Genomic DNA, 21,020 nt, shown 5'->3' with positions numbered 1-21,020 from the left:
TTCCCGCCCGACAGTGTCACCGCCGGGCCACCGCCGGGCCTCAGGACGCCGCGAGCGTTCCTTGCAAGGCGTCGTCGCGCGACAGGCTGCGGTCGATGGCCGCCAGCAGGGCCGCGCGGTCGACGGGCTTCGGCACATGCCCGTCCATGCCAGCCGCGTAGCAGCGGGCGACCTCGGCCGGCAGGGCGCTGGCGCTCATCGCCAGGATGGGCACGCGCCCGGCGGGGGGCGGCAGCGCCCGGATCGCCTCCGTCGCCTCCAGCCCGTCCATTACCGGCATCTGCACGTCCATCAGCACCAGATCGTAGGCGTTGCGCCGCACGGCCTCCACCGCCTCCCGCCCGTCGGCGGCGGTGTCCACCCGGTGGCCGACCCTGGTCAGCATGGTGACGGCCAGTTCACGATTCATCGCCAAGTCCTCGACCAGCAGGATGCGGGCGGCGCGCTTCGGCGCCGGCGGCGCGGCCGGGCCGACCTCCGCTGGGCCGGCGCCCGGCTCCGCTTCCGGCAGCGGGACGGAGAACCAGAAGGTGGAGCCGACGCCGGGATGGCTCTGCACCCCGACCTCCCCGCCCATCCGCTCCACCAGCCGCCGGCTGATGGCAAGGCCGAGACCGGTCCCGCCGCGCGAGCGGTCGATCTGGCTGAAGCGCTGGAAGAGCTGCCCGAGCCGGTCCCGCGGGATGCCGATGCCGGTGTCCTCGACGCTGACCGTGATGCGCGCCCCGTCCGGCCCGCCGGGTTCGTTTTTGACGCCGGTTTTGACGCCGGATTTTTTCAGAATGGAAAGGGCGACGCTGCCGTGGTCGGTGAACTTCACCGCGTTGCCCAGCAGGTTGAGGATCACCTGCCGCAGCCGGTCGGGGTCGCCGTGCAACAGCGCCGGCACGTCCGGCGCCACCGCGACGTGGAGCGTCAGGCCCTTCGCCTCGGCGTCGAGCCGCACCAGCGCCGCGCAGCCGGACACCAGCTCGCGGATGGAAAAGTCGGCAGGGCGCAGCTCCAGCCGTTCCGCCTCGATCCGGGAGAAGTCGAGCACGTCGTCGATGACCGTCAGCAACGACCGCCCGGCGTCCCGCACATGGGTCGCGCAGCGACGCTGTTCGGGGGTCAGCGCGCTGTCCAGCAGAAGCTGCGTGAAGCCCAGGATGCCGTTCAGGGGGGTGCGGATCTCGTGGCTCATGGTCGCCAGGAACTCGGCCTTGGCGCGGCCGGCCGCCTCGGCGTCGATGCGCGCCTGGATCAGCGCCCGTTCGTTGCGCTTGCTCTCGGTCACGTCGATGACGATGCCGTCCCACACCACCGCGCCCGTCTCGCGCCGCGCCGCGCGGCTGGTCGCGCGCAGCCAGCGTTCGGCCCCGTCGCTCGGCCGGATGACGCGGAACTCGTGCGTCCAGGGCTCCAGCGTTTCGGCCGAGGCGAGCACCGACGCGGCGATGGCCGCGCGGTCGTCGGGGTGGATGATCGCGTCCAGCCGTTCCAGCGTGACGCCGTCGCCCTCGGGCAGGCCCATGACCTGGAAGAAGCCGGGGCTGCAATAAGGGAACAGCAGCCGCCCGTCGGGCGTGAGCACCCGCTGGTACACACCGCCCGGCAGGTTGGCGGCGGTCGCGGCGAAGCGGCGCTGGCTCTCGGCCAGGGCCTGGGCGAGGTCCTGGCGCTGCTGCTCCTTGCGCAGCATGGTGCCGAGAATCAGCGTGCCGAGGAAGTGCCCCAGCGACATCGGCACCAGCCCCGTCGCCAGCAGCTGCCGGGCGAGGTCGGGCGGCAGCAGAACGAAACTGAAGGGGGAGGCCACCGTCACCCCGACGGCCAGCGCCAGCACATGCCCGCTGCCGATCCCGCCCCCCAACCCTTTGTCGCGGCGCGCGATCCGCTGCACACCGATGCCCAGCAGCGCCGCGGCAACCAGGGAGGCGACCCCGGCCGCCGCCCCGGCCCCGCCCAGCGACCAGCGGTAGCCGCCGGCGACCAGCGCCGCCGTGACGCCGCCGACCGGCCCGGCGAAGGGAGCGGCCAGCGCCATCATCACGTTGCGCGGGTCGATGAACAGGCCCGGCGCCACCCGCACGGGGTCGACCATGCCGAGGATCGCCGCCCCGGCGAACAGCAGGCCGAGCAGGGCTTGCGTCAGTGCCTGCGTCAGGGGCGGCGCCAGCAACGGCGCGCGCGCGCGGATGTGCAGGAAGGTCATGACGACGACCGCGAACAGGCCGATGTTCTGCGCCAGTCCGATCAGGACGTCACGGGTGAGCATGTCCATCGCACCTTTTCGGCGATGCCGCCGCTCCCTAGCAATCTGCACGCGCGCATGAGGCCGTTTGCATCCTGCATCGCATTTTCACGGCGGCGGATGGAGAGTCCCTTGACCGAAACCGGTCCTCGCCCGCCCGCACCCGCCGTGCGCAAGGGGCAGTGCAAGGCCCGCGCCGTTCTGCCCCAAGGCAAACGAACGAAGCGCCTCTTTTCAGATTTTAGGACCATCGTCATCCCCAAAGGCGCTACGGGATGCACACATTTCGCGCTTGCGGTAAGTTGTTGATATTTATGTGTTTTCCGTCATCCCCGCGCAGGCGGGGATCCAGACGCCCGTCTGGGCGTCACATGAGTCAAACTTTGACTCATGTCGCCGCTATCGCGGCTCTCGCTGGATTCCCGCCTTCGCGGGAATGACGAAAAGCCTAAATTTAGCCCTAAATACTTCACTCAACTTTCCTTGGCTCCCCAGGACGCACACGCAAGGGGAAATCCGCTCAGCCGGATCGGGGAGCCGGCGGCCGTTGACCGGGTTACTCCGGAATTCTGGCGTGGCAAAAGGGCCGGAAATCCCGTTGCGAAGACAGCATGCCGGCGGTACCGCGCCGGCGTCGTCCAACGATGCGCCCTCCGCATTCCGGAGGAGCCGACGGGAGACAGACATGCAGCACGCCGTTGCCGGGGGTCCGCGACTGTCCGTCGTGGTTCCCTGCTACAACGAAGCCGACGGGATCCCCGAACTGCACCGCCGCGTCAGCGCGGCCTGCCGCGCCGAGGTGGGCGGCGATTACGAACTGGTCCTGGTGGACGACGGATCGCGGGACGAGACCTGGAACCGCATCGCCGCGCTGGTGCGGGACGATCCGGCCGTGACCGGGGTGCGCCTGTCGCGCAACCACGGGCACCAGCTGGCCCTGACCGCCGGCCTGCACGTATGCCGGGGCGAGCGCATCCTGATCATCGACGCCGACCTGCAGGATCCGCCGGAACTGCTGGGCACCATGATGGCCCGGATGGACGCGGGCGCCGACGTCGTCTACGGCACGCGCATGGCCCGCGACGGCGAGACCTGGTTCAAAAAGGGCACGGCGGCGCTGTTCTACCGCCTGCTCGACCGGCTGGTGGACATCGAGATCCCCAAGGACACCGGCGACTTCCGCCTGATGAGCCGCCGCGCGCTGGAAGTGCTGAACGCCATGCCGGAGCAGCACCGCTTCATCCGCGGCATGGTCAGCTGGATCGGCCTGAAGCAGGAGCCCCTGCCCTACGACCGCCAGGCGCGCCTGACCGGCACCACCAAATATCCGCTCGGCAAGATGGTGCGCTTCGCGGTGGACGCGATCACCAGCTTTTCCATCAAGCCGCTGCGCGCCGCCTCCTACATCGGCTTCTTCTTCGCGCTGTGCGCCGTGGCGGCGCTGGGCTACGCGCTCTACAGCTGGGCGCAGCACGAGACGGTCCCCGGCTGGACCAGCGTCATGGTCGTCACGCTGGTGCTGGGCAGCACGCAGCTGCTGATCCTGGGCGTGCTGGGCGAGTATCTCGGCCGGCTCTACATGGAGACCAAGCACCGCCCGCTCTTCATCGTGGACAGTGTCGCCCGCCACCCGCTGGCCGCCGCTGAGATCCCGGCCAACGCGCCGGTGGCCGCCCCGGCTCCGGCGGACACCGAACTCGGCACCGGCATCGCCGCCGCGGCCGGGGCCTTCTCGCGGATCGAGGCCAACGGATGAGCAACGGGCGGATGAGCGCCGGGCGGGCGTTTCCCTGGACGGCCGTCCGATTCGGGCTGGTGGGCCTGCTGAACACCGGCGTGGACTTCGCGGTGTTCCTGGCGCTGATGGCCGTGCCCGGCACGCCGGTGCTGCTGGCCAATGCCTGCGGCTATGGTGTGGGCGTGCTGTCCAGCTTCCTTCTGAACCGCAGCTGGACCTTCCGCGTCCGCCGGGACGAGGCGCCGATGGCGCGCCGCCTGCCGGTGTTCCTGGCCTTCAATCTGGTGGGGCTGGCGCTGTCCAGCCTCGTGGTGGGGCTGCTGGTCCCCACCGTGCCGCCGCTCGCCGCCAAGGTCGCCGCCACGGGGGCGACCTTCGCCTGGAACTACTGGTCGAGCCGCCGATTCGTCTTCACCACCCCGGCCTCCAGCACCCCCGCCGCCTGACCGCTTCCCCTGACCGCTTTCGCGTCCCATCGGAGGGGACCATGGCGCTTTGCCGCAACGCGGTACCTTGACCGCCGCGCCCCATACCCCAATCTATGCAGAGGCGGCGCCGAACCACCCTCGGGCCGCCCTCGCAGCCGGGCGCCGGAAACGGGCCCAATGTGCAACTCGCTCGCGTCACGAGGAGGATGCGCCGTGACCACTCGCCTGTCCCTCTTCAACAGCCCGCTGCTCCTGGGTTTCGACCAGTTCGAGCGCACCCTGGACCGCATCGCCAAGAACTCCGCCGAAGGCTACCCGCCCTACAACATCGAGCAGATCGGCGACGAAGGACTGCGCATCACGCTCGCCGTGGCCGGCTTCACCTCCGAAGACCTGTCCGTGCAGATCGAGGACAACCAGCTCGTCATCCGCGGCCGTCAGACCGACGACAAGTCACGCATGTACCTGCACCGCGGCATCGCCGCGCGCCAGTTCCAGCGCAGCTTCGTCCTGGCCGAGGGGATCGAGGTGGTGGGCGCCTCGCTCGACAATGGGCTGCTCAACATCGACCTGAAGCGCCCGATGCCGGAACCGAAGGTCCGCACCATCAAGATCGAACAGCCCACCCAGTCCGCCAGCGGAACCACGGGGCCGCAGACGATCGACGTCGCACCCGACCGCTTCGAGGGCTGATCCGACTTCCGCTTTTTGACCATTTCGTCCGAAGGGACACAGCCATGAACACCCCCGGCAGCAGCAAGATCACCACCCTGAACGACGCGGCGGCGGTCCTGCGCCTCCTCTCGCCCCAGGACTTCGCGGCCTTCGGCGTCGACCACGTCGCCTATGTCCGCCCCGTCGAAGTGGACGGCAACCCGGCCTTTTCGGTGCACGCCGCCGACGGCACCCCGCTGACCGTCCTGGCCGAACGCGACGTGGCCTTCGCCACCGTCCGCCAGAACGACATGGAGCCGCTCAGCGTCCACTGAGTCACTCTCTCCGAACGTTGCCCGAAGGGGCCGGTTCGCCGACGGTGGGCCGGCCCTTTTCCGTTTCCCGAGCCTCCGAAACTCTGCGTTGCGTGACAAGCGCACCGAAGCCCGCCTGCATCCTTGCCATGCCCAGCGAAGAAATTATGTTGGTGGGACACTCAAAAGGGTTAGCTTGCCGGGACGGCGGGTTCGGGGAGACGGGATTTGGACGAGGGGCGTGAGGCGGACGAGGCTGGGGCGGAGAAGGCCGCCGGTTCCAAAGGCGGCGCGGCCAAGCGCAAGGCGTGGGAGGACGAGGCCCGCGACGCCCTGCACATCATGCCGCTGTCGGCCATTCCCCTGGAAACGCCGGGCCTGCAGCACGCGCGCCTGATCAAGAACGTCCGGCTGCAGACCGTCATCGAGATGTTCCACGACGTGCAGACCGGCAGCGGACAGGTCGCCCCCCGCCACGTCGCCGCCTATTTCGAGTCCTACAAGGACGAGGTCGAGCGCGATCTGGTTAAGATCGAGAAGATCGCCGCCGCCTCCAGCTTCGACGTCTACACCTCGCGCATCGAGCTGCGCCGGCTGAACATCGACGTCAACAACGTCCAGTCGCTGTCCCTGTCCGACCGCAAGAAGCAGGAACTGACCAACTACATGCGCGTCTTCACGCGCCCGCTGGTCGAATACGTCTATGGGACCGAGGACATGCAGGTCCAGGACGTGAACGACATCATCGGCATGTTCGCCAACCCCAACCGGGACGAGGCGCTGCGCAACCTGCGCATGATGGCCGACCGGCTGGACATCGAGCTGACCGAGATCCCGAAGTTCCTGGAGGAATACGGCGACATCTTCCTATCGCTGGCCTATTTCCGCAAGTGCCTGGACGACATCGTTCCGGAAATCCAGAAGTTCCTGACCTGGATGGGCGAGATCCGCAACTCCACCGAGGTCAAGCGCGACTTCCGGCAGATCAAGATGCTGGACGAGATCAACCGCGACCTGACGGACATCTCCACCTCCATCACCGGCCGGTTCGAAAGCTTCGACAACCGCACCAAGGACTTCTGGCGGGACATCAACGCGGACACGTTCCGGTCGATTCGCGAGCTGATCGCCTCGCACCACGTCACCATCGGCGGCGTGCTGTGCGGTCTGGCGGTGAAGATGGACCTGTGGAAGGCCCGCTTCGCGCGCGGCGGCGGCGGCCCCAACCGCCGCATGGAGTTCGTGAAGTCCGAAATCCTGCCCGGCCTGTCCCACATCAAGTCGCTGGAACAGTCCGCCCGCACCAACGCCGCCTGAGGACGCCGCCCGTGCCCGGTTTCGATCCCACTTTGGACCATGTGAACATCAGCGTCCGCGACCTGGACCGCGCGATCCGCTTCTACGGCGAGACCTTCGGCCTGACGCTGCTGATGCGCAAGACGCTGTCCGGCGACTGGTTCAACGCGATTCGCGGGACAAAGGACGCGGTGGCCGACTGCGCCATCCTGGTCAACGGGAACCACAGCCTGCGCCTGGAGATGCTGTGCTTTCCCGGAACGCCCGCCAATCCTCAGCCCGGTCCGCACGGCATGGACGACATCGGCATCGGCCATTTCGCCGTCACCGTGGACGACATCCACGCGGTGCGGGAGCGCGCCATCCGCGGCGGCGCCACGCCAATGGGGGATGTGGTGGAGGTGCCCCGCTCCATCCTGCCGAAGGGCAAGCTGATGTGCTACCTGCGCGACCCCGACGGCATCCTGATGGAGCTGGCGCAGAAGCTCGACACCGGCCCCACGGAACCCGCGGCATGCTGTCCCTGATCCGCGAGGCCCAGGTACAGCCCGGAGCCGGGCAGACCCCCATCGCCTACCGCCGCCGGGCGCTTCGCAAGCGCCTGCCGGTGCTCCTGGCCACAATCGCGGTGCTGACCGTGCTCGGCCCCTTCGGCACCTTCGAGGCGCTGCCCCTGCCGCAACGGCTGGCCTACTGGGGCGGCCTGATCGGCTTCGGCTTTCTCGCCTTCGAACTGCTGATGCACGCCTCCGTCCGCCTGCTGAAGGAGCGGGCCAGCGCGTGGCGGCCCATGCTGGCGGGTGTGGGGCTGACAGTGACGGTGCTGGAAACGGCAATCGTCGCCCTGCTGGAGCGCTCACTGCGCGACCGCGACTTCCTGCACCCGCTGGGCATCGCCGAGCTGTTCGTCTACGTCGCGGTCATCACCGCCCTGGTCTCCGCCGTACCGCTGTGGCTGGAACTGCGCGACCTCGGCCTGCTTTCCCCGCCCTCCCCCGCCCCGGTTCCGGAGCCGGCGCCCGAACCCGCCCCGGAAGCCCCGCGCGAGCCCGCCTTCCTCGCCCGCATCCCGGCCCGCCTCGGCCGCGACCTGCTGGCGCTGGAGATGGAGGACCACTACGTCCGCGTCCACACGGCCGAGGGCAGCGACCTGATCCTGATGCGCCTGCGAGACGCCATCGCCGAACTGTCCGGCCTCGACGGACTGCAAGTCCACCGCTCCCACTGGGTCGCCGCCAGCGCCGTCACCGGCGTGGAACGCAAACCGGACGGCAAGCTGACGCTGATCCTCCGCAACGGGCTACGGGTGCCGGTCAGCCGGAGTTATGCGGCGGAAGTGCGGGCGAAAGGGTGGGTGGAGAAGGCGGGGGTGTGAGAGTTACTGGTTTAATACCCGCCGGTGAGCATATCGAGCGCGCCGGTAACTGCCGTATCCTCGGACATCAGCGAGCCCACACACGGCCCCAACTCGTTCACCGGCACGGCACCCACGAACTGCGTGACCATCACGCACCTTTCCCCCATCACATCGAACATTGGGTTCAAGCGGGCCGCTGGAATTGGCGCATGGCTTGGCGGCAGCAGCGGAGCGACGAAGCGAGTGTTCAACCCACTCAGGATGTTGGCTTGGAGGTCCAGCAGATAGCCGGGACCATTCGTGCGCCTGTAGACGTCGAACTTTGCCATCAGAATTGGCGGTATTGCGCCAAAGGAAGACCGTTCCTTTCAACGTAGGCGTTGGACGACTCAAGCGCGTCCTTATTCTCTTCCAACCAGCGTTGCGCGCGGACTTCGGCAATTTGCAAGGCCAGCCCACGCTCACAAGCGCGAGAGACGTTCACGCCAAGGCTTTTCGCTTCCTCCAGCAACGCGCTGTTCAGGGAAACGTTTGTCGCCTTTTTCGGAGCGGACGACCCATCGTGGTGAAAAGAGCCTTGGTGCATGACGCTGCCTCCAAACCGTATGCGCATAAGATATGCGCATACGGTTTGAGCCGGCAAGCGGCGATTACGCCGCCAAATTCCTCAGCACATAGTTCAGCACGCCGCCGTTCTTGTAATATTCCACCTCGTCCACCGTATCGATTCTCAGCAGAAGCGGCACCTCCCGCGTTTCGCCGCTCGCGCGCTTGATGGTCAGGGTCACGTCCTTGCGCGGGCGCAGATCCTGTTCGATGCCGGCGATGTCGAAGGTTTCCGTACCGTCGAGCTTCAGGTCGTTGCGGGTCATGCCGTCCTTGAACTGGAGCGGCAGGATGCCCATCCCGACCAGATTGGACCGGTGGATGCGCTCGAAGCTTTCGGCGATGACGGCGCGGATGCCCAGCAGCTTGGTGCCCTTGGCGGCCCAGTCGCGGCTGGAACCGGTGCCGTATTCCTTGCCGGCGATCACCACCAGCGGCACGCCTTCCTGGGCGTAGCGCATGGCGGCGGTGTAGATCGGCAGGCGCTCGCCGGAGGGGAAGTGCTTGGTCTCGCCGCCTTCCACGCCCGGCAGCATTTCGTTCCGGATGCGGATGTTGGCAAAGGTGCCGCGCATCATCACCTCGTGATTGCCGCGCCGCGCGCCGTAGCTGTTGAAGTCCTGCGGGCGCACCTGATGGCTCAGCAGATACTCGCCGGCCGGCGCCGTCCGCTTGATGGAGCCGGCGGGGGAGATGTGGTCGGTGGTGATGCTGTCGCCCAGCACGGCCAGCGCCCTGGCGCCCGTCACGTCGCTGACCGGGAAGGGCTGCTTCGGCATGTCGGAGAAGAAGGGCGGCAGCTTCACGTAGGTCGAACCGGCCTGCCACTGGTAGGTCTGGCCCTCCGCCGTGGCGATGGAGCGCCACTGGGCCGGCCCCTCGAACACGTTGCCGTAGCGGCTGCGGAACATCTCCGGCGAGAGGCTGGCGTTGATGGCGTCCTGCACCTCCTGGTTCGACGGCCAGATGTCGCGCAGGTACACGGGCTGCCCGTCCTTGCCGGTGCCGATCGGGTCCTTGGTCAGGTCGATCTTCATGTTGCCTGCCAGCGCGTAGGCGACGCACAGCGGCGGGGAAGCCAGATAGTTCGCCCGCGTGTGCGGGTTCACGCGGCCTTCGAAGTTGCGGTTGCCCGACAGCACGGCGGCGACCACGAGGTTGCCCTCCTCCACCGCCGCGGCGATGGGGTCGGGCAGCGGGCCGCTGTTGCCGATGCAGGTGGTGCAGCCGTAGCCGACGATGTTGAAGCCAAGCTGGTCCAGGTAGGTCTGCAGGCCCGCCTTCGCCAGATAGTCGGTCACCACCTGGGAGCCGGGGGCCAGCGAGGTCTTGACCCACGGCTTGGTCGTCAGCCCCTTCTCCACCGCCTTGCGCGCCAGCAGGCCGGCGGCCAGCAGCACGGCGGGGTTGGAGGTGTTGGTGCAGGAGGTGATGGCGGCGATCACCACCGCCCCCTGGTCCAGGCCGTAGCCCGCACCCTTCACGGGGACGGAGCGGTTGGCGTCGTCGGCCTTGAAGGCCTCCGTCAGGTCCTTGGTGAAGCTCTGCGCGGCTTGCGACAGGGGCACGCGGTCCTGCGGGCGCTTCGGCCCGGCCAGCGACGGTTCGACCGTGGAGATGTCCAGTTCCAGCGTGTCGCTGAAGACCGGGTCGGGCGAGTTGCTGTCGCGCCACATGCCCTGCGCCCGCGCGTAGGCCTCCACCAGCGCCACGCGGTCGGCGTCGCGGCCGGTGAAGGTCAGGTACTTGATGGTCTCCGCATCGATGGGGAAGATGCCGCAGGTCGCACCGTATTCCGGGGCCATGTTGCCGATGGTGGCACGGTCGGCCAGCGTCAGCCCGTCCAGGCCCGGCCCGTAGAACTCCACGAACTTGCCGACCACGCCCTTCTTGCGCAGCATCTGCGTGACGGTCAGCACGAGGTCGGTCGCGGTGGTGCCCTCCTTCAGCCGGCCGGTCAGCTTGAAGCCGATGACCTCCGGGATCAGCATGGAGATGGGCTGGCCCAGCATCGCCGCCTCCGCCTCGATGCCGCCGACGCCCCAGCCCAGCACGCCCAGCCCATTGACCATGGTGGTGTGGCTGTCGGTGCCGACCAGCGTGTCGGGATAGGCGACCAGCTTGCCGGACGGGTCGGTGTCGGTCCACACGCCCTGCGCCAAGTATTCGACGTTCACCTGATGGCAGATGCCGGTGCCCGGCGGCACGACGCGGAAATTGTCGAAGGCCTTCTGGCCCCAGCGCAGGAAGGCGTAGCGCTCCAGGTTGCGTTCGAACTCCAGCTCCACGTTCTTCTCGAAGGCCGTGGGGTTGCCGAAGTAGTCCACCATCACGGAATGGTCGATGACCAGATCGACCGGCACCAGCGGGTTGATCTTCTTCGGGTCGCCGCCCAGCGCCGCCATCGCCTCGCGCATCGCGGCGAGGTCGCAGACGGCGGGCACGCCGGTGAAGTCCTGCATCAGCACGCGCGCCGGGCGGTAGGCGATCTCGCGGGTCGAGCGCTTGTCCTGAAGCCACTGGGCCACCGCCTTCACGTCGTCGACCGAGACGGTGCGCCCGTCCTCGAAGCGCAGCAGGTTTTCCAGCAGCACCTTCATCGAATAGGGAAGGCGGGACAGATCGCCGAGGCCGGAGTCCTCCGCGGCCTTGATGCTGAAGTAATCGTAGCTCTTGCCCCCCACGGACAGCGACCGGCGGGTCTTCAGCGTGTCCTGACCGGTGAACGTCGTCACGGCTACCCCTCCATGGCTCGTTATTGGCACTTGGTTCGTTTGGGCGGCGGCGACCGGGCGGCGGCCGTCGGAAACCGCGTGTCTCAACCGCCTGATGTAGTGCTGTGTCCAAGCCGTTCAAACCACGGGGATCGGACTGGTGCGGCCATGCTCCATCCGTATTAGACTGTCCGGCAAAAGGGCACCGGAACGCCCCGGGAAAACCAGCGCGGGAGGATCAGGATGGCAAGGCGCGCGCGCCGTTCGATCGGGGTGTGGGTGGCCGGGCTGCTGCTGGCTCTCCAGGCGCTCGCCACGCCCGCGCTGGCCGAGGAGCCGGCGAACGCGCAGTTCTTCCCGCATCTGGTCTACCGCACCGGCCCTTACGCGCCGAACGGCATCCCCTTCGCGGACGGGGTGGCCGACTACATCGCGCTGATCAACCAGCGCGACGGCGGGATCAACGGCGTTCCCATCCGCTACGAGGAGTGCGACACCGGCTACAACACCGACCGGGGCGTGGACTGCTACGAGCGGCTGAAGGCCAGGGGGCCGACCGGGGCCGCCGCCGTCCTGCCGCTGTCCACCGGCATCACCTACGCCCTGATCGAGCGCAGCGCCATCGACCGCATCCCCGTCTTCTCCTCCGGCTACGGGCGGGCCGACGCCTCGGACGGGCGGGTGTTCCCCTACGCCATCAACGCGCCGGCCAGCTATTGGACGGGCATCGACGCCGCCGTCACCTACATCGCGCAGCAGTTGGGCGGGCCGGAGCGGCTGCGGGGCCGGAAGATCGCCTACGTCTACCACGACAGCGCCTTCGGGAAGGAACCGCTGCCGATGCTGGAGGTGCTCCGCGCCCGGTTCGGCTTTGAGATGCGCACCTACCCCGTCGCGCCGCCGGGCCTGGACCAGAAGGGCCTGTGGATGCAGATCGCCCGCCAGCACCGGCCCGACTACACGATCCTGTGGGGCTGGGGCGGACAGAACTCCACCGCCATCCGCGAGGCGGCGGCGGCCGGCTATCCCGTGGACCGGATGATCGGCGTCTGGTGGTCGGGGTCGGAGCAGGACGTGGTCTCCGTCGGGGCCGCCGCGAAGGGCTACAAGGCGCTGGCCTTCCACGCGCCGGGCGCCGACCACGCCGTCATCCGCGCCATCCGGGAGCATGTCCACGCCCGCGGGCTCGGCACCGGCGATCCGGCGCAGGTCGGCACGGTGCTCTACAACCGGGGCGTCTTCAACGCCGCCGTGCTGGTGGAGGCCATCCGCACCGCCCAGGAGAAGCACGGCATCCGGCCCCTGACCGGCGAGCAGGTCGCCTGGGGCTTCGACCATCTGGACCTGACCGCGGAGCGTCTGGCCGCGCTGGGGCTGGAGGGCTTCATGCAGCCCCTGCGCACCACCTGCGCCGACCACGAGGGCATGACGCCGCTGCGCGTTCAGCAGTGGGACGGCCGGCGCTGGACCTTCGTGTCCGACTGGATCGAACCCCGCCGCGCCCTGATCCGCGGCATGGTCGAGGACTCCGCCCGCAAGTTCGCCGCGGACAAGAAGATCAAGCCGAGGAGTTGTTCGTAAGGGCTGTTTCCCCTCTCCCAGCTCCGCTGGGAGAGGGGAATTGGTTGCAAATCACGCCGGGCGCATGGCGACGTAGCGGCAGAAGCGCAGCCCGCTGCCCAGGACGCGCAGGCGCGCCCACCAGAGCGCCAGTTCCCGCGCCAGCGCGTTGAGGACGCGGCCGTCGGGCACGGCGGTCTTCAGCGCTTCGCCCAGGCGGCGGACGCGGTCGATCACCTGACGGCGGTGCTGTTGCGTCAAGTCCTCGGTGATGCGGAGGTCCAGGTTGCGCTGGGTCAGCTCGTCCGCCATGCGGGTGGAGGACCAGGGATAGACCTCCATCGGCTCGGCGTCGCGCCAGCCGTTCCAACTGTCCCAGGAGCCGGGCGTGCCCTCGATCACATAGTCGAACAGCAGCACGCCGCCCTTCGGCTTGACGCACTCGCAGATGCGGTCGAGGAACACCTCCTTGTCGCGCACCCGATGCATGATGCGGTCGGCCAGCACGAGGTCGAAGGAGCCGCCCTGGTTGAAATGGTCCGGATCGTAGTGGGTGATCGGCGCCTTCTTCGACACGCCCAGCGCCTTGGACCGGTCCATGCCCAGCTTGGCCAGCAGCGGCGAGGGCTCCAGCCCCGTGACCCAGGTGTCGTAGCCGTTGACGATGCCCCGCGCCGTCCCGCCGAGCCCCGCCGACAGGTCCAGCACGCTCTTGGCCGGGTTCAGCCCGAAGGAGCGCACGGCGTCCACCATCCAGGGCGCGTCGCAGGGGCCGAGGCAGTCGTCGCCCCACAGCATCTGCGCGCCCTCCGTCCGGGCCACCGACCAGACGGGTTCCCCGTGCCGGTCGAGCTGAAGGCTCTCCAGCCGGTCCAGCTCCGGGTTGGTGCTGGGGTTCGGAAGCGGCGACGCCAAGCCGTCCGGGGCGGACGTGACCACCGGCGGCAGGACGGGGGCGGCCCCAAAGCTGTTCACCGGGCCGGCCTGCGGGCGCCACGTGGCGGTGGACGGGCGCGGCGCGGTCGCCAGGGCGGTCAGGTCATAGCCTTCCCACCAGGCGACGACCTTCGTCCGCCAATCCGGATTCCGCCAGCGCTCCCGCTCCCGAAGGTCCACGTCGAGGCTCCCCGGCACTTCGGTCGTATTTTATGCAAATACTGATACGGACCGAAGGATTACATCGACTACTCGAAATATAGAGGTATCCAACAGACACGCAGGTGTCAAGAAACCTATTCTTAACCGAAATGCCCTGCATTTCCTGAAATAATTGCGTAAATTTTTCTTCATTGCCTCAGGACTTCGCCGGCGCCCGCCGACTTCACCTTGGCAGCAGCGGCGGGAGGAAGCGCATCCGTCACCGCATTGCAGCGTCCATCCCCGCTCCCTATAGTTCTGGAACCCACACCGCGAGGAGCTTCGGCGTGCCGCACGATACCGGCAATCCCTGGACCGTCCTGACCACCAAGCCGATGTACGAAAACCCCTGGATGAAGGTCGTCGAGTACGACGTGCTGAAGCCGAACGGGAAGCCCGGCATCTACGGCGTCATGCACACCAAAAGCGTCGCGACCGGGATCGTGCCCATCGACGACGACGGCTGCGTGATCCTGGTCGGCCAGTACCGCTTCGCCCTGCACCAGTACAGCTGGGAAATTCCGGAGGGCGGCGGCAGGAAGGATGTCGACCCGCTGATTTCGGCCCAGCGCGAACTGGAGGAGGAGACGGGGCAGATGGCGCGCCACTGGCTTCCGATCCTGCACATGTCGCTGTCCAACAGCATCACCGACGAGGTCGCCTACGGCTTCCTGGCCTGGGGGCTCGAACAGGGCACCGCGGATCCCGACGACACGGAGGTGCTGCAACTCCGCCGTGTTCCCTTCGCGGAGGCCTATGATATGGTCCGGCGCGGGACCATCACCGACGCCATCGCCGTCGCCTGCCTGATGAAGGTCCGCCTGCTCGCCCTGGAAGGGGAGTTGCCCGAGGACGTGACCCGGTTGATCCTGGGCTGAATCCCCGGACTTACGTGAAAGCTCCCATGCACGCCGTCGCCATCGACTTCGAGACCGCCAACGAGACCCGCACCAGCGCCTGCTCCATCGGCATCGCCTGGATCGAGAACGGCCGGGTGGTCGGCACGGAGGAGCATCTGATCCGCCCGCGGGAGATGCGCTTCAACCCCTTCAACACCGCCGTCCACGGCATCCGTCCGGAGGACGTCGCCGACGCGCCGGAATTCCCGGAGATCTGGGCGCGCTTCGGCCGGCGGCTGGACGGGCGGCTGGTGCTGGCCCACAACGCCTCCTTCGACCTCAGCGTCCTGCGCCACACGCTGGCCGACTACGGGCTGGCCTGGCCGGCCTGCAGCTATCTCTGCACGGTGGTGCTGGCGCGCAAGGCGTGGCCGGACCTGTCGGCGCACAAGCTGAACGTGCTGGCCGACTTCCTGGGCATCGCGCTGGACCACCACCGTGCCGGCAGCGACGCCGAGGCCTGCGGCCGCATCGCGCTGGCCGCCGCCCGCGCCCTGGGGCTGAAGCGCTTGGCCGACATCGCGGGGGCAACGGGGATCACGTTCGGCCAACTGACGCCCGACGGCTATACCCCCTGCAAGGGCGGCAACCCGCCGCGGCGGAGGCGGCTGGTGCCGGTGGTGTAAGTTCTTTGCCCCCTCCCTAACCCTCCCCCGCTCTCGCGGGAGAGGGGACTGCCGCCGCTTCGCGAAAGCCCCCTCCACCTCGAAGAGGGGGAGGGTTGGGGAGGGGGCCGCAGCGCGCTAAGCGACGGCCTTCTGCTCCGGGAACAGCCCCAGCAGGCCGTCGCGCGTCGCCGGGCAGACGCCGCGCTCCGTCACCAGACCGCTCACCAGCCGCGCCGGGGTCACGTCGAAGCCGTAGTTGGCGGCCGGGCTGCCGGCGGGGGTGACGCGGATCGTCTCGATGCGGCCGTCCGCCGTGATGCCGGTCAGGTCGGTCACCTCGCGGGCGTCGCGCTCCTCGATGGGGATTTCCTTCACGCCGTCGGCCATGCCCCAGTCGATGGTCGGCGAGGGCAGCGCGACGTAGAAGGGAACGCCGTTGTCGTGGGCGGCCAGCGCCTTCAGGTAGGTGCCGATCTTGTTGCAGACGTCGCCGGTCGCGGTGGTGCGGTCGGTGCCGACGATGCACAGGTCCACCATGCCGTGCTGCATCAGGTGGCCACCGACGTTGTCCACGACGACCGTGTGCGGGACGCCGTGGTGGTTCAGCTCCCACGCGGTCAGGCTGGCGCCCTGGTTGCGCGGACGCGTCTCGTCCACCCAGACGTGGAGCTTGATGCCCTCCTCGAAGGCCACGTAGATCGGGGCGAGCGCGGTGCCCCAGTCCACGGTGGCGAGCCAGCCGGCGTTGCAGTGGGTCAGCACATTGACCGTCTCGCCGGGCTTCTTCTTCGCGGCAGCGGCGCGGATCAGCGCAGCGCCATGCTCCCCGATGCTGCGGTTGATGGCGACGTCCTCGTCGGCGACGGACAAGGCCTCGGCGTAGGCGGCCTCCACGCGCTTGGCCGGCGGCAGCGGGGCGAGGTGCCGGCGCATGCGCTCCAGCGCCCAGCGCAGGTTCACGGCGGTCGGGCGGGTGGCGAGCAGAACCGTGCAGGCCTTCTCCAGCGCCGCGTCGGAGGCGTCGGCCCGCAAGGCGAGCGCCACGCCGTAGGCGGCGGTTGCGCCGATCAGCGGGGCGCCGCGCACCAGCATGGCGCGGATGGCGTGGGCGGCCTCCTCCAGGCTGGTCAGGCGCGCGACGGCGAAATCGTGCGGCAGCTTGGTCTGGTCGATGATCTCCACCGACCAGCCGTCCTTCGCCAGCCAGATGGTCCGGTAGGGAACGCCGTCGATCTTCATGGGGCCGTCTCCTCGCGCTCGGTGCCACGGTCGTTCCGGCGACAATAGGGGGGGAACGGGGCGGGTTCAACCGGCGTACAACCCCCGTCGCCCGGGAACCTTGCGTTGCACAAGGGTGTTGGCTCGCCGGACCGGTCCACAACATGGCGGCCCCATGCCCTTGCGCGCGCTGCGATCCCACCCCTCCTTCCTCTACCGGCTGCCGGGCACGGCGCTGGTGCTGATCATCTGCGCCTTCGCGGTGGCGCTGACGCTGGGGCTGTCGGCCATGTTCGCCTGGCGCGACCGCGAGGCGACGATCCGGCGCGCCCACGACGTCGCCGCCAACGTCAGCCTTCTGGTGGCCGAGCACGCCGCCCGGCTGGTGGAGACCAGCGACCTGATCCTGCGGCAGGCGGTGGCGCTGGCCGGCCCGCCCGGCGCGCCCCTGCCCGACGACCGCGCGACGTGGGAACGTTACGTGGACCTCGGCAAGAATACGCCCTATCTGCTGTCGGTCTGGCTGATCGACGCCAACGGCAAGGCGGTGCTGAGCACGCGGGAGTTCCCGGCCCCCACCCTGGACATCAGCGACCGCGACTATTTCCAGGCGCAGAAGACCGGCGGCGGGGAGCTGGGCATCGCCCCGCTGGAGACCAACCGCGTCAGCCAGCGACCGCTGATCCTGCTGCTGCGCCCCGTGGCGGCGGAATCGGGCGCGTTCCGGGGCGTGGCGGCGGTGGCCGTGTCCCCCCGCTACATCCGGGACATCTACAAGGCCTTCGACCTCGGCTACGCCCACACGATCACGCTGCGCAAGGACGACGGCACCCTGCTGCTGCGCGAAGCCGGGGAGGCACAAAGCCCGGACGGCGCGCCGTCCTCCGGCCCGGAGATCGCCGCCGAGCGGCGCGTGGACGGCACCAGCCTGATGGCGGAGGTGGCGATTCCCATGGAGGACGTCCTCGCCCGCTGGCGCGGCCGGCTGTGGACCTACGGGTCCTACGGGCTGGCGGCGCTGCTGGCGGTGGTGGTGATCGGCGCGCTGGCCATCAAGCGCACCCGCCGCGAACGGCAGGCGGAGGACGCGCTGCAGCACGCCTACGACACGCTGGAGGAGCGGGTGCACCAGCGCACCGCCGAGCTGGAGCAGGCCAACGCCCAGCTGGAAGCCGCGCTGACCGACAAGGAGGTGCTGCTGAAGGAGGTGCAGCACCGGGTGAAGAACAACCTTCAGGTCATCTGCAGCCTGCTGCGCCTGCAGTCCGCCCGCGTCGAGGAGACGGCCCGCCGCGCCTTCGACGAGAGCCTGCGCCGCATCCAGTGCATGAGCCTGATGCAGGAGCTGCTCTACCGCTCCGAACAGCCGGCGCACATCGACTTTGCCGACTATCTGCGCCAGCTCTGCGACGGCCTGGTGCGCTCGACCAACCCCACCGGCGCCCGCCTGACGGTGGAGGCGGAATCCTGGACCATCGACGTGGACCAGGCGACCCCGCTCGCCCTGATCGCCAGCGAGCTGGTGTCCAACGCCCTGCTGCACGCCTTCCCCGGCGGCCATCCGGGCACCGTGACCGTGGAGCTGCTGCCGGGCGCGGAGGGGCACCGGCTGACCGTGCGCGACGACGGCGTCGGCCTGCCGCCCGGCATCCCCGCCCCGCAACGCCGCACCGCCGGGTTGGGGCTGGTGCTCGTCCAGGCGCTGGCGCAGCAGGCCAACGCCACCCTGCACATCGACCGGGGCCAGGGGGAGCGGGGCCAGGGAACGGTCTTCACCCTGAGCGTCGCCGCCAGCGGCGCCCACCGTTCGAAGGCGGCGTAAGCGCCCTTAGGGCTGCCGTTCAGGGCTGCGGCGGTTCCAGGCGCAGATACACCATGGCGGCGGCCAGCGCGGTCGCGTAGGCGTCGCCGCCGCGCGCCGGCAGGTCCAGGTCGCGGACGATGCTGTCCAGCCGAAGGTCGACCGCGTTCTTGCCGGGGATCTTCGATTTGCGAGCGTAGTAGAGGCTGGAGACCTCAATCCGCTCGTTGGGCAGCGGGATGCCGATCATCGGCTGCACGAGGCGGTCGATCATCGCCACGGTGAAGTCCAGGTAATAGCCCACCAGCGGCCGGTTGCCGATGAAGTGCAGCAAGCGCGCCAGCGCCGGTTCCGCCGGTTCGGTCGGCCAGAAGGACAGGACGAGGTGCGAACTGGTCAGGATGCGCGCCCCCCGGATGTGCACGGCGGCCACGCTGCGCAGGTCCGCGGTGCTCTGGTCGTAGGAGGTCGCCTCGCAATGGATGGCCACCCGCTCCCCCGTGTCCTCCCCAGACAGGAGGAAGGCGTAGTCGGGGCCGGTCAGCCCCTGCCCTTTTCCGCGGGCCGTGAAGTCGATCGGCATGTCCCCATTCCCCCCTTTTGAATTCTTGTCAGTGGTTCAGGTGGAAGTGGTAGGCCAGGAACTCCTTGAACTTCTTCACCAGCGACAGGCAGTCCTTGAACTGGTCGCGGTCGAGCTTGCCCAGATCCTCCATCCGGACGAGGTTGTCGGTCTGCGTGCCGGCGGCGGAGGTGTCCACCCGCGCCTTCAGCCGCAGCGTGGACAGGAAGGTGAAGGCCTCCGACAGCTCCTCCGCGAAGGCGCGGTCGAGCACGGCCTTGTCGGCCAGCGCCCAGATGCGCTCGGTCGTGTTGGTCTCCGCCATGTGCTTTTCCAGCGCCAGCGCGCGGATGCCGTGCACGATGGGGAAGATGCTGGCCTTCTTGATGTCCACGGCCTCGCTGCGCCGACGGTCGAACAGGCCGCCGAACAGGCCCGACGGCGTGTCGAAGGCCAGCGCGGGCCGGGCGAAGGCGGTGAAGAACATCTGGTTGTCCTGCAACCGGCCGAGCAGGTAGCCCTTGGCCTCGGCCAGCAGCTCCGGATCGCCGGCCACCCCCGCCGCGTCGTAGAAGATGGCGAGGTTCATCTGCGCCGTCTCGTCCGGCCGGTGGATCCAATGGAACAGCGCGTCCTTGTATTCGGCCAGCGGGCGCGTCCATTCCGGGTTCGACACCATGATCTTGCCGGGGCACGGCGGATAGCCGAACTCCACCAGATGGCGGGTGAAGGCCTCCGTCACCCGGTTCAGGGTCGGGCATTCGTAGCCGTCGCGCAGGATCAGGCCGTTGTCCTGGTCGGTCTTCAGCAACTGCTCCCCGCGCCCCTCGCTGCCCATGACGATCAGGCAGGAATTCGCCAGCAGGTCCGGCGGGGCCAGCAGTTCGAACAGCTTGCGGAAGATCTTGCGGTTCAGCTCGGTCACGAGGTCGGCGATGAAGGGCACCTTGACGCCCGTACCGTGCAGCGTGCGGATCAGCCCGACGATGTCGTGGCTGGCCTGCTTCAGGTCCTCCGGCGAGGTCGCGCGGTCGACCTGGAGCGCGATCACCTGGGAATGGTTGGACAGCACGGCCAGCAGGTCGGTCTGCTCCAGCAGGCCGGCGACCTGCCCATGCTCGGTGATGACCAGACGGCGCACCGAATGCTTGGTCATCAGGATCAGCGCGTTGAACAGCAGGTCGTCGCGGTCCAGCGACAGCAGCTCGTAGCGGGCGAGCGGGCCGACCGGGCTGTCCACCGGGCGCCCGTCCAGCACCACGAGGTCACGGAGATCCGTGCCGGTCAGGATGCCGACCCGGCCCCCGCCGTCGCGGACCAGAACGCTGCTCGCCTGGTTCTGCTTCATGGCGGCGGCGGCGTCGCGCAGCGTGGCGGTCGCCTCCATGAAGACCGGCGGGTGCAGGTAGGCCTGCCGGATGCGCGCCATGGTCAGCGCGGCCATCTCGCGGTTGGACCGCTCGTTGGCGAGCGCCTGGAGCTTTTCCGCGAAGTCCTGGTGGATGCGCTCCCCAAAGGCCGGGTTCGCGCGCGCCAGTTCCAGCAGCACAGGACGCGGGATCAGGTGGCAGATCGTGTCTTCCGCCGCGACGAAGCTGCGCGGGTGCCCGTCCCCGAAGGCCGCCTGAAGGTCGAAGCTGTCGTGGACGCCATGGACCGCCAGAACCTCGCCGCCGCGCCGCTCGTGCACCAGCCCCTGGAGCACCACGAACAGGCAGTCGGCCGCCTCCGCAGGCTTCAGGATCACGCCGTCCTTGGCGTAGACGCCAAGATCCAGCGAGGCTTCAAGGCGTTGCTGTTCGGCCGGGGTCAGCCGATCGAAGGGAGGAATGGCGAAATCGAAAGCGTCGGACAAGACCCGCTCCGCTGAGCAAAAGGACACATAAAAAGGCGCC

The 21,020-nt window shown here is 68.7% G+C and carries 19 protein-coding genes; 11 read left to right on the top strand and 8 right to left on the bottom strand.

Annotated features, from left to right (window positions below; genetic code table 11):
• Positions 1–40: 40 nt before the first annotated feature.
• Positions 41–2,257, bottom strand: coding sequence for an ATP-binding protein (locus ACSVC7_RS02295; protein WP_448202789.1), 2,217 nt, complete (start codon positions 2,255–2,257; stop codon positions 41–43).
• Between the two features lie 661 nt (positions 2,258–2,918).
• Here ACSVC7_RS02295 and ACSVC7_RS02290 point away from each other — a divergent pair.
• From ACSVC7_RS02290 to ACSVC7_RS02260, 7 genes are all read left to right on the top strand, one after another.
• Entirely contained in the window at positions 2,919–3,989 is a 1,071-nt protein-coding gene (locus ACSVC7_RS02290; protein ID WP_448202790.1) for a glycosyltransferase family 2 protein, read from the top strand.
• Positions 3,986–4,417: a GtrA family protein gene (locus ACSVC7_RS02285; protein ID WP_448202791.1), complete on the top strand. Its 432-nt coding sequence runs from the start codon at positions 3,986–3,988 to the stop codon at positions 4,415–4,417. Before ACSVC7_RS02290 ends, ACSVC7_RS02285 begins: the two co-directional genes overlap by 4 nt.
• A 195-nt stretch (positions 4,418–4,612) precedes the next feature.
• Entirely contained in the window at positions 4,613–5,092 is a 480-nt protein-coding gene (locus ACSVC7_RS02280) for an Hsp20 family protein (RefSeq protein WP_448202792.1), read from the top strand.
• A gap of 44 nt (positions 5,093–5,136) precedes the next feature.
• Positions 5,137–5,388, top strand: coding sequence for a DUF1150 family protein (locus tag ACSVC7_RS02275; RefSeq protein ID WP_448202793.1), 252 nt, complete (start codon positions 5,137–5,139; stop codon positions 5,386–5,388).
• 207 nt (positions 5,389–5,595) lie between these two features.
• Entirely contained in the window at positions 5,596–6,684 is a 1,089-nt protein-coding gene (locus tag ACSVC7_RS02270; RefSeq protein ID WP_448202794.1) for a hypothetical protein, read from the top strand.
• Positions 6,685–6,695: 11 nt separating this feature from the next.
• Positions 6,696–7,190: a VOC family protein gene (locus tag ACSVC7_RS02265; RefSeq protein WP_448202795.1), complete on the top strand. Its 495-nt coding sequence runs from the start codon at positions 6,696–6,698 to the stop codon at positions 7,188–7,190.
• A complete protein-coding gene (locus tag ACSVC7_RS02260) occupies positions 7,178–8,038 on the top strand; it encodes a LytTR family DNA-binding domain-containing protein (protein ID WP_448202796.1) in 861 nt (286 codons plus the stop codon). Before ACSVC7_RS02265 ends, ACSVC7_RS02260 begins: the two co-directional genes overlap by 13 nt.
• An 11-nt stretch (positions 8,039–8,049) precedes the next feature.
• Here the strand turns inward: ACSVC7_RS02260 and ACSVC7_RS02255 are convergent, their stop codons facing one another.
• The 3 genes from ACSVC7_RS02255 to acnA all read right to left on the bottom strand — a co-directional run bounded on the left by ACSVC7_RS02255 (position 8,050) and on the right by acnA (position 11,361).
• A complete protein-coding gene (locus ACSVC7_RS02255; RefSeq protein WP_448202797.1) occupies positions 8,050–8,349 on the bottom strand; it encodes a CcdB family protein in 300 nt (99 codons plus the stop codon).
• On the bottom strand, positions 8,349–8,606 hold the full coding sequence (locus ACSVC7_RS02250; RefSeq protein ID WP_448202798.1) for a type II toxin-antitoxin system CcdA family antitoxin: 258 nt from the start codon (positions 8,604–8,606) through the stop codon (positions 8,349–8,351). The genes ACSVC7_RS02255 and ACSVC7_RS02250 overlap by 1 nt, the downstream gene beginning before the upstream one ends.
• 64 nt (positions 8,607–8,670) lie before the next feature.
• Entirely contained in the window at positions 8,671–11,361 is a 2,691-nt protein-coding gene (acnA, locus tag ACSVC7_RS02245; RefSeq protein ID WP_448202799.1) for an aconitate hydratase AcnA, read from the bottom strand.
• Between the two features lie 222 nt (positions 11,362–11,583).
• Here acnA and ACSVC7_RS02240 point away from each other — a divergent pair, with 222 nt between their 5' ends.
• Positions 11,584–12,921 (top strand): ABC transporter substrate-binding protein, encoded by a 1,338-nt coding sequence (locus tag ACSVC7_RS02240; protein ID WP_448202800.1) that lies wholly within the window; start codon positions 11,584–11,586, stop codon positions 12,919–12,921.
• A 51-nt stretch (positions 12,922–12,972) separates the two neighbouring features.
• Here the strand turns inward: ACSVC7_RS02240 and ACSVC7_RS02235 are convergent, their stop codons facing one another.
• Positions 12,973–14,016, bottom strand: a complete 1,044-nt coding sequence (locus ACSVC7_RS02235; RefSeq protein ID WP_448202801.1) for a class I SAM-dependent methyltransferase — start codon at positions 14,014–14,016, stop codon at positions 12,973–12,975.
• Positions 14,017–14,324: 308 nt separating this feature from the next.
• Here ACSVC7_RS02235 and ACSVC7_RS02230 point away from each other — a divergent pair, with 308 nt between their 5' ends.
• Together ACSVC7_RS02230 and ACSVC7_RS02225 are read left to right on the top strand one after the other, a co-directional pair.
• A complete protein-coding gene (locus ACSVC7_RS02230; protein ID WP_448202802.1) occupies positions 14,325–14,915 on the top strand; it encodes an NUDIX domain-containing protein in 591 nt (196 codons plus the stop codon).
• A gap of 26 nt (positions 14,916–14,941) precedes the next feature.
• On the top strand, positions 14,942–15,562 hold the full coding sequence (locus tag ACSVC7_RS02225) for a 3'-5' exonuclease (RefSeq protein WP_448202803.1): 621 nt from the start codon (positions 14,942–14,944) through the stop codon (positions 15,560–15,562).
• 117 nt (positions 15,563–15,679) lie between these two features.
• Here ACSVC7_RS02225 and mtnA read toward each other — a convergent pair whose 3' ends face one another.
• Positions 15,680–16,783: an S-methyl-5-thioribose-1-phosphate isomerase gene (mtnA, locus tag ACSVC7_RS02220; RefSeq protein ID WP_448202804.1), complete on the bottom strand. Its 1,104-nt coding sequence runs from the start codon at positions 16,781–16,783 to the stop codon at positions 15,680–15,682.
• A gap of 154 nt (positions 16,784–16,937) precedes the next feature.
• Here mtnA and ACSVC7_RS02215 point away from each other — a divergent pair, with 154 nt between their 5' ends.
• Positions 16,938–18,584: a sensor histidine kinase gene (locus ACSVC7_RS02215; protein WP_448202805.1), complete on the top strand. Its 1,647-nt coding sequence runs from the start codon at positions 16,938–16,940 to the stop codon at positions 18,582–18,584.
• A gap of 19 nt (positions 18,585–18,603) precedes the next feature.
• Here the strand turns inward: ACSVC7_RS02215 and ACSVC7_RS02210 are convergent, their stop codons facing one another.
• Together ACSVC7_RS02210 and ACSVC7_RS02205 are read right to left on the bottom strand one after the other, a co-directional pair.
• Entirely contained in the window at positions 18,604–19,146 is a 543-nt protein-coding gene (locus ACSVC7_RS02210; protein WP_448202806.1) for a 3'-5' exonuclease family protein, read from the bottom strand.
• A 28-nt stretch (positions 19,147–19,174) separates the two neighbouring features.
• Positions 19,175–20,980: a putative nucleotidyltransferase substrate binding domain-containing protein gene (locus tag ACSVC7_RS02205; RefSeq protein ID WP_448202807.1), complete on the bottom strand. Its 1,806-nt coding sequence runs from the start codon at positions 20,978–20,980 to the stop codon at positions 19,175–19,177.
• Between the last annotated feature and the right edge of the window lie 40 nt (positions 20,981–21,020).

It is taken from the genome of Azospirillum mesophilum, from assembly GCF_053470405.2.
Note: the sequence above shows the minus strand (reverse complement) of the source record. Positions and strands in the feature narration are given on the sequence as shown.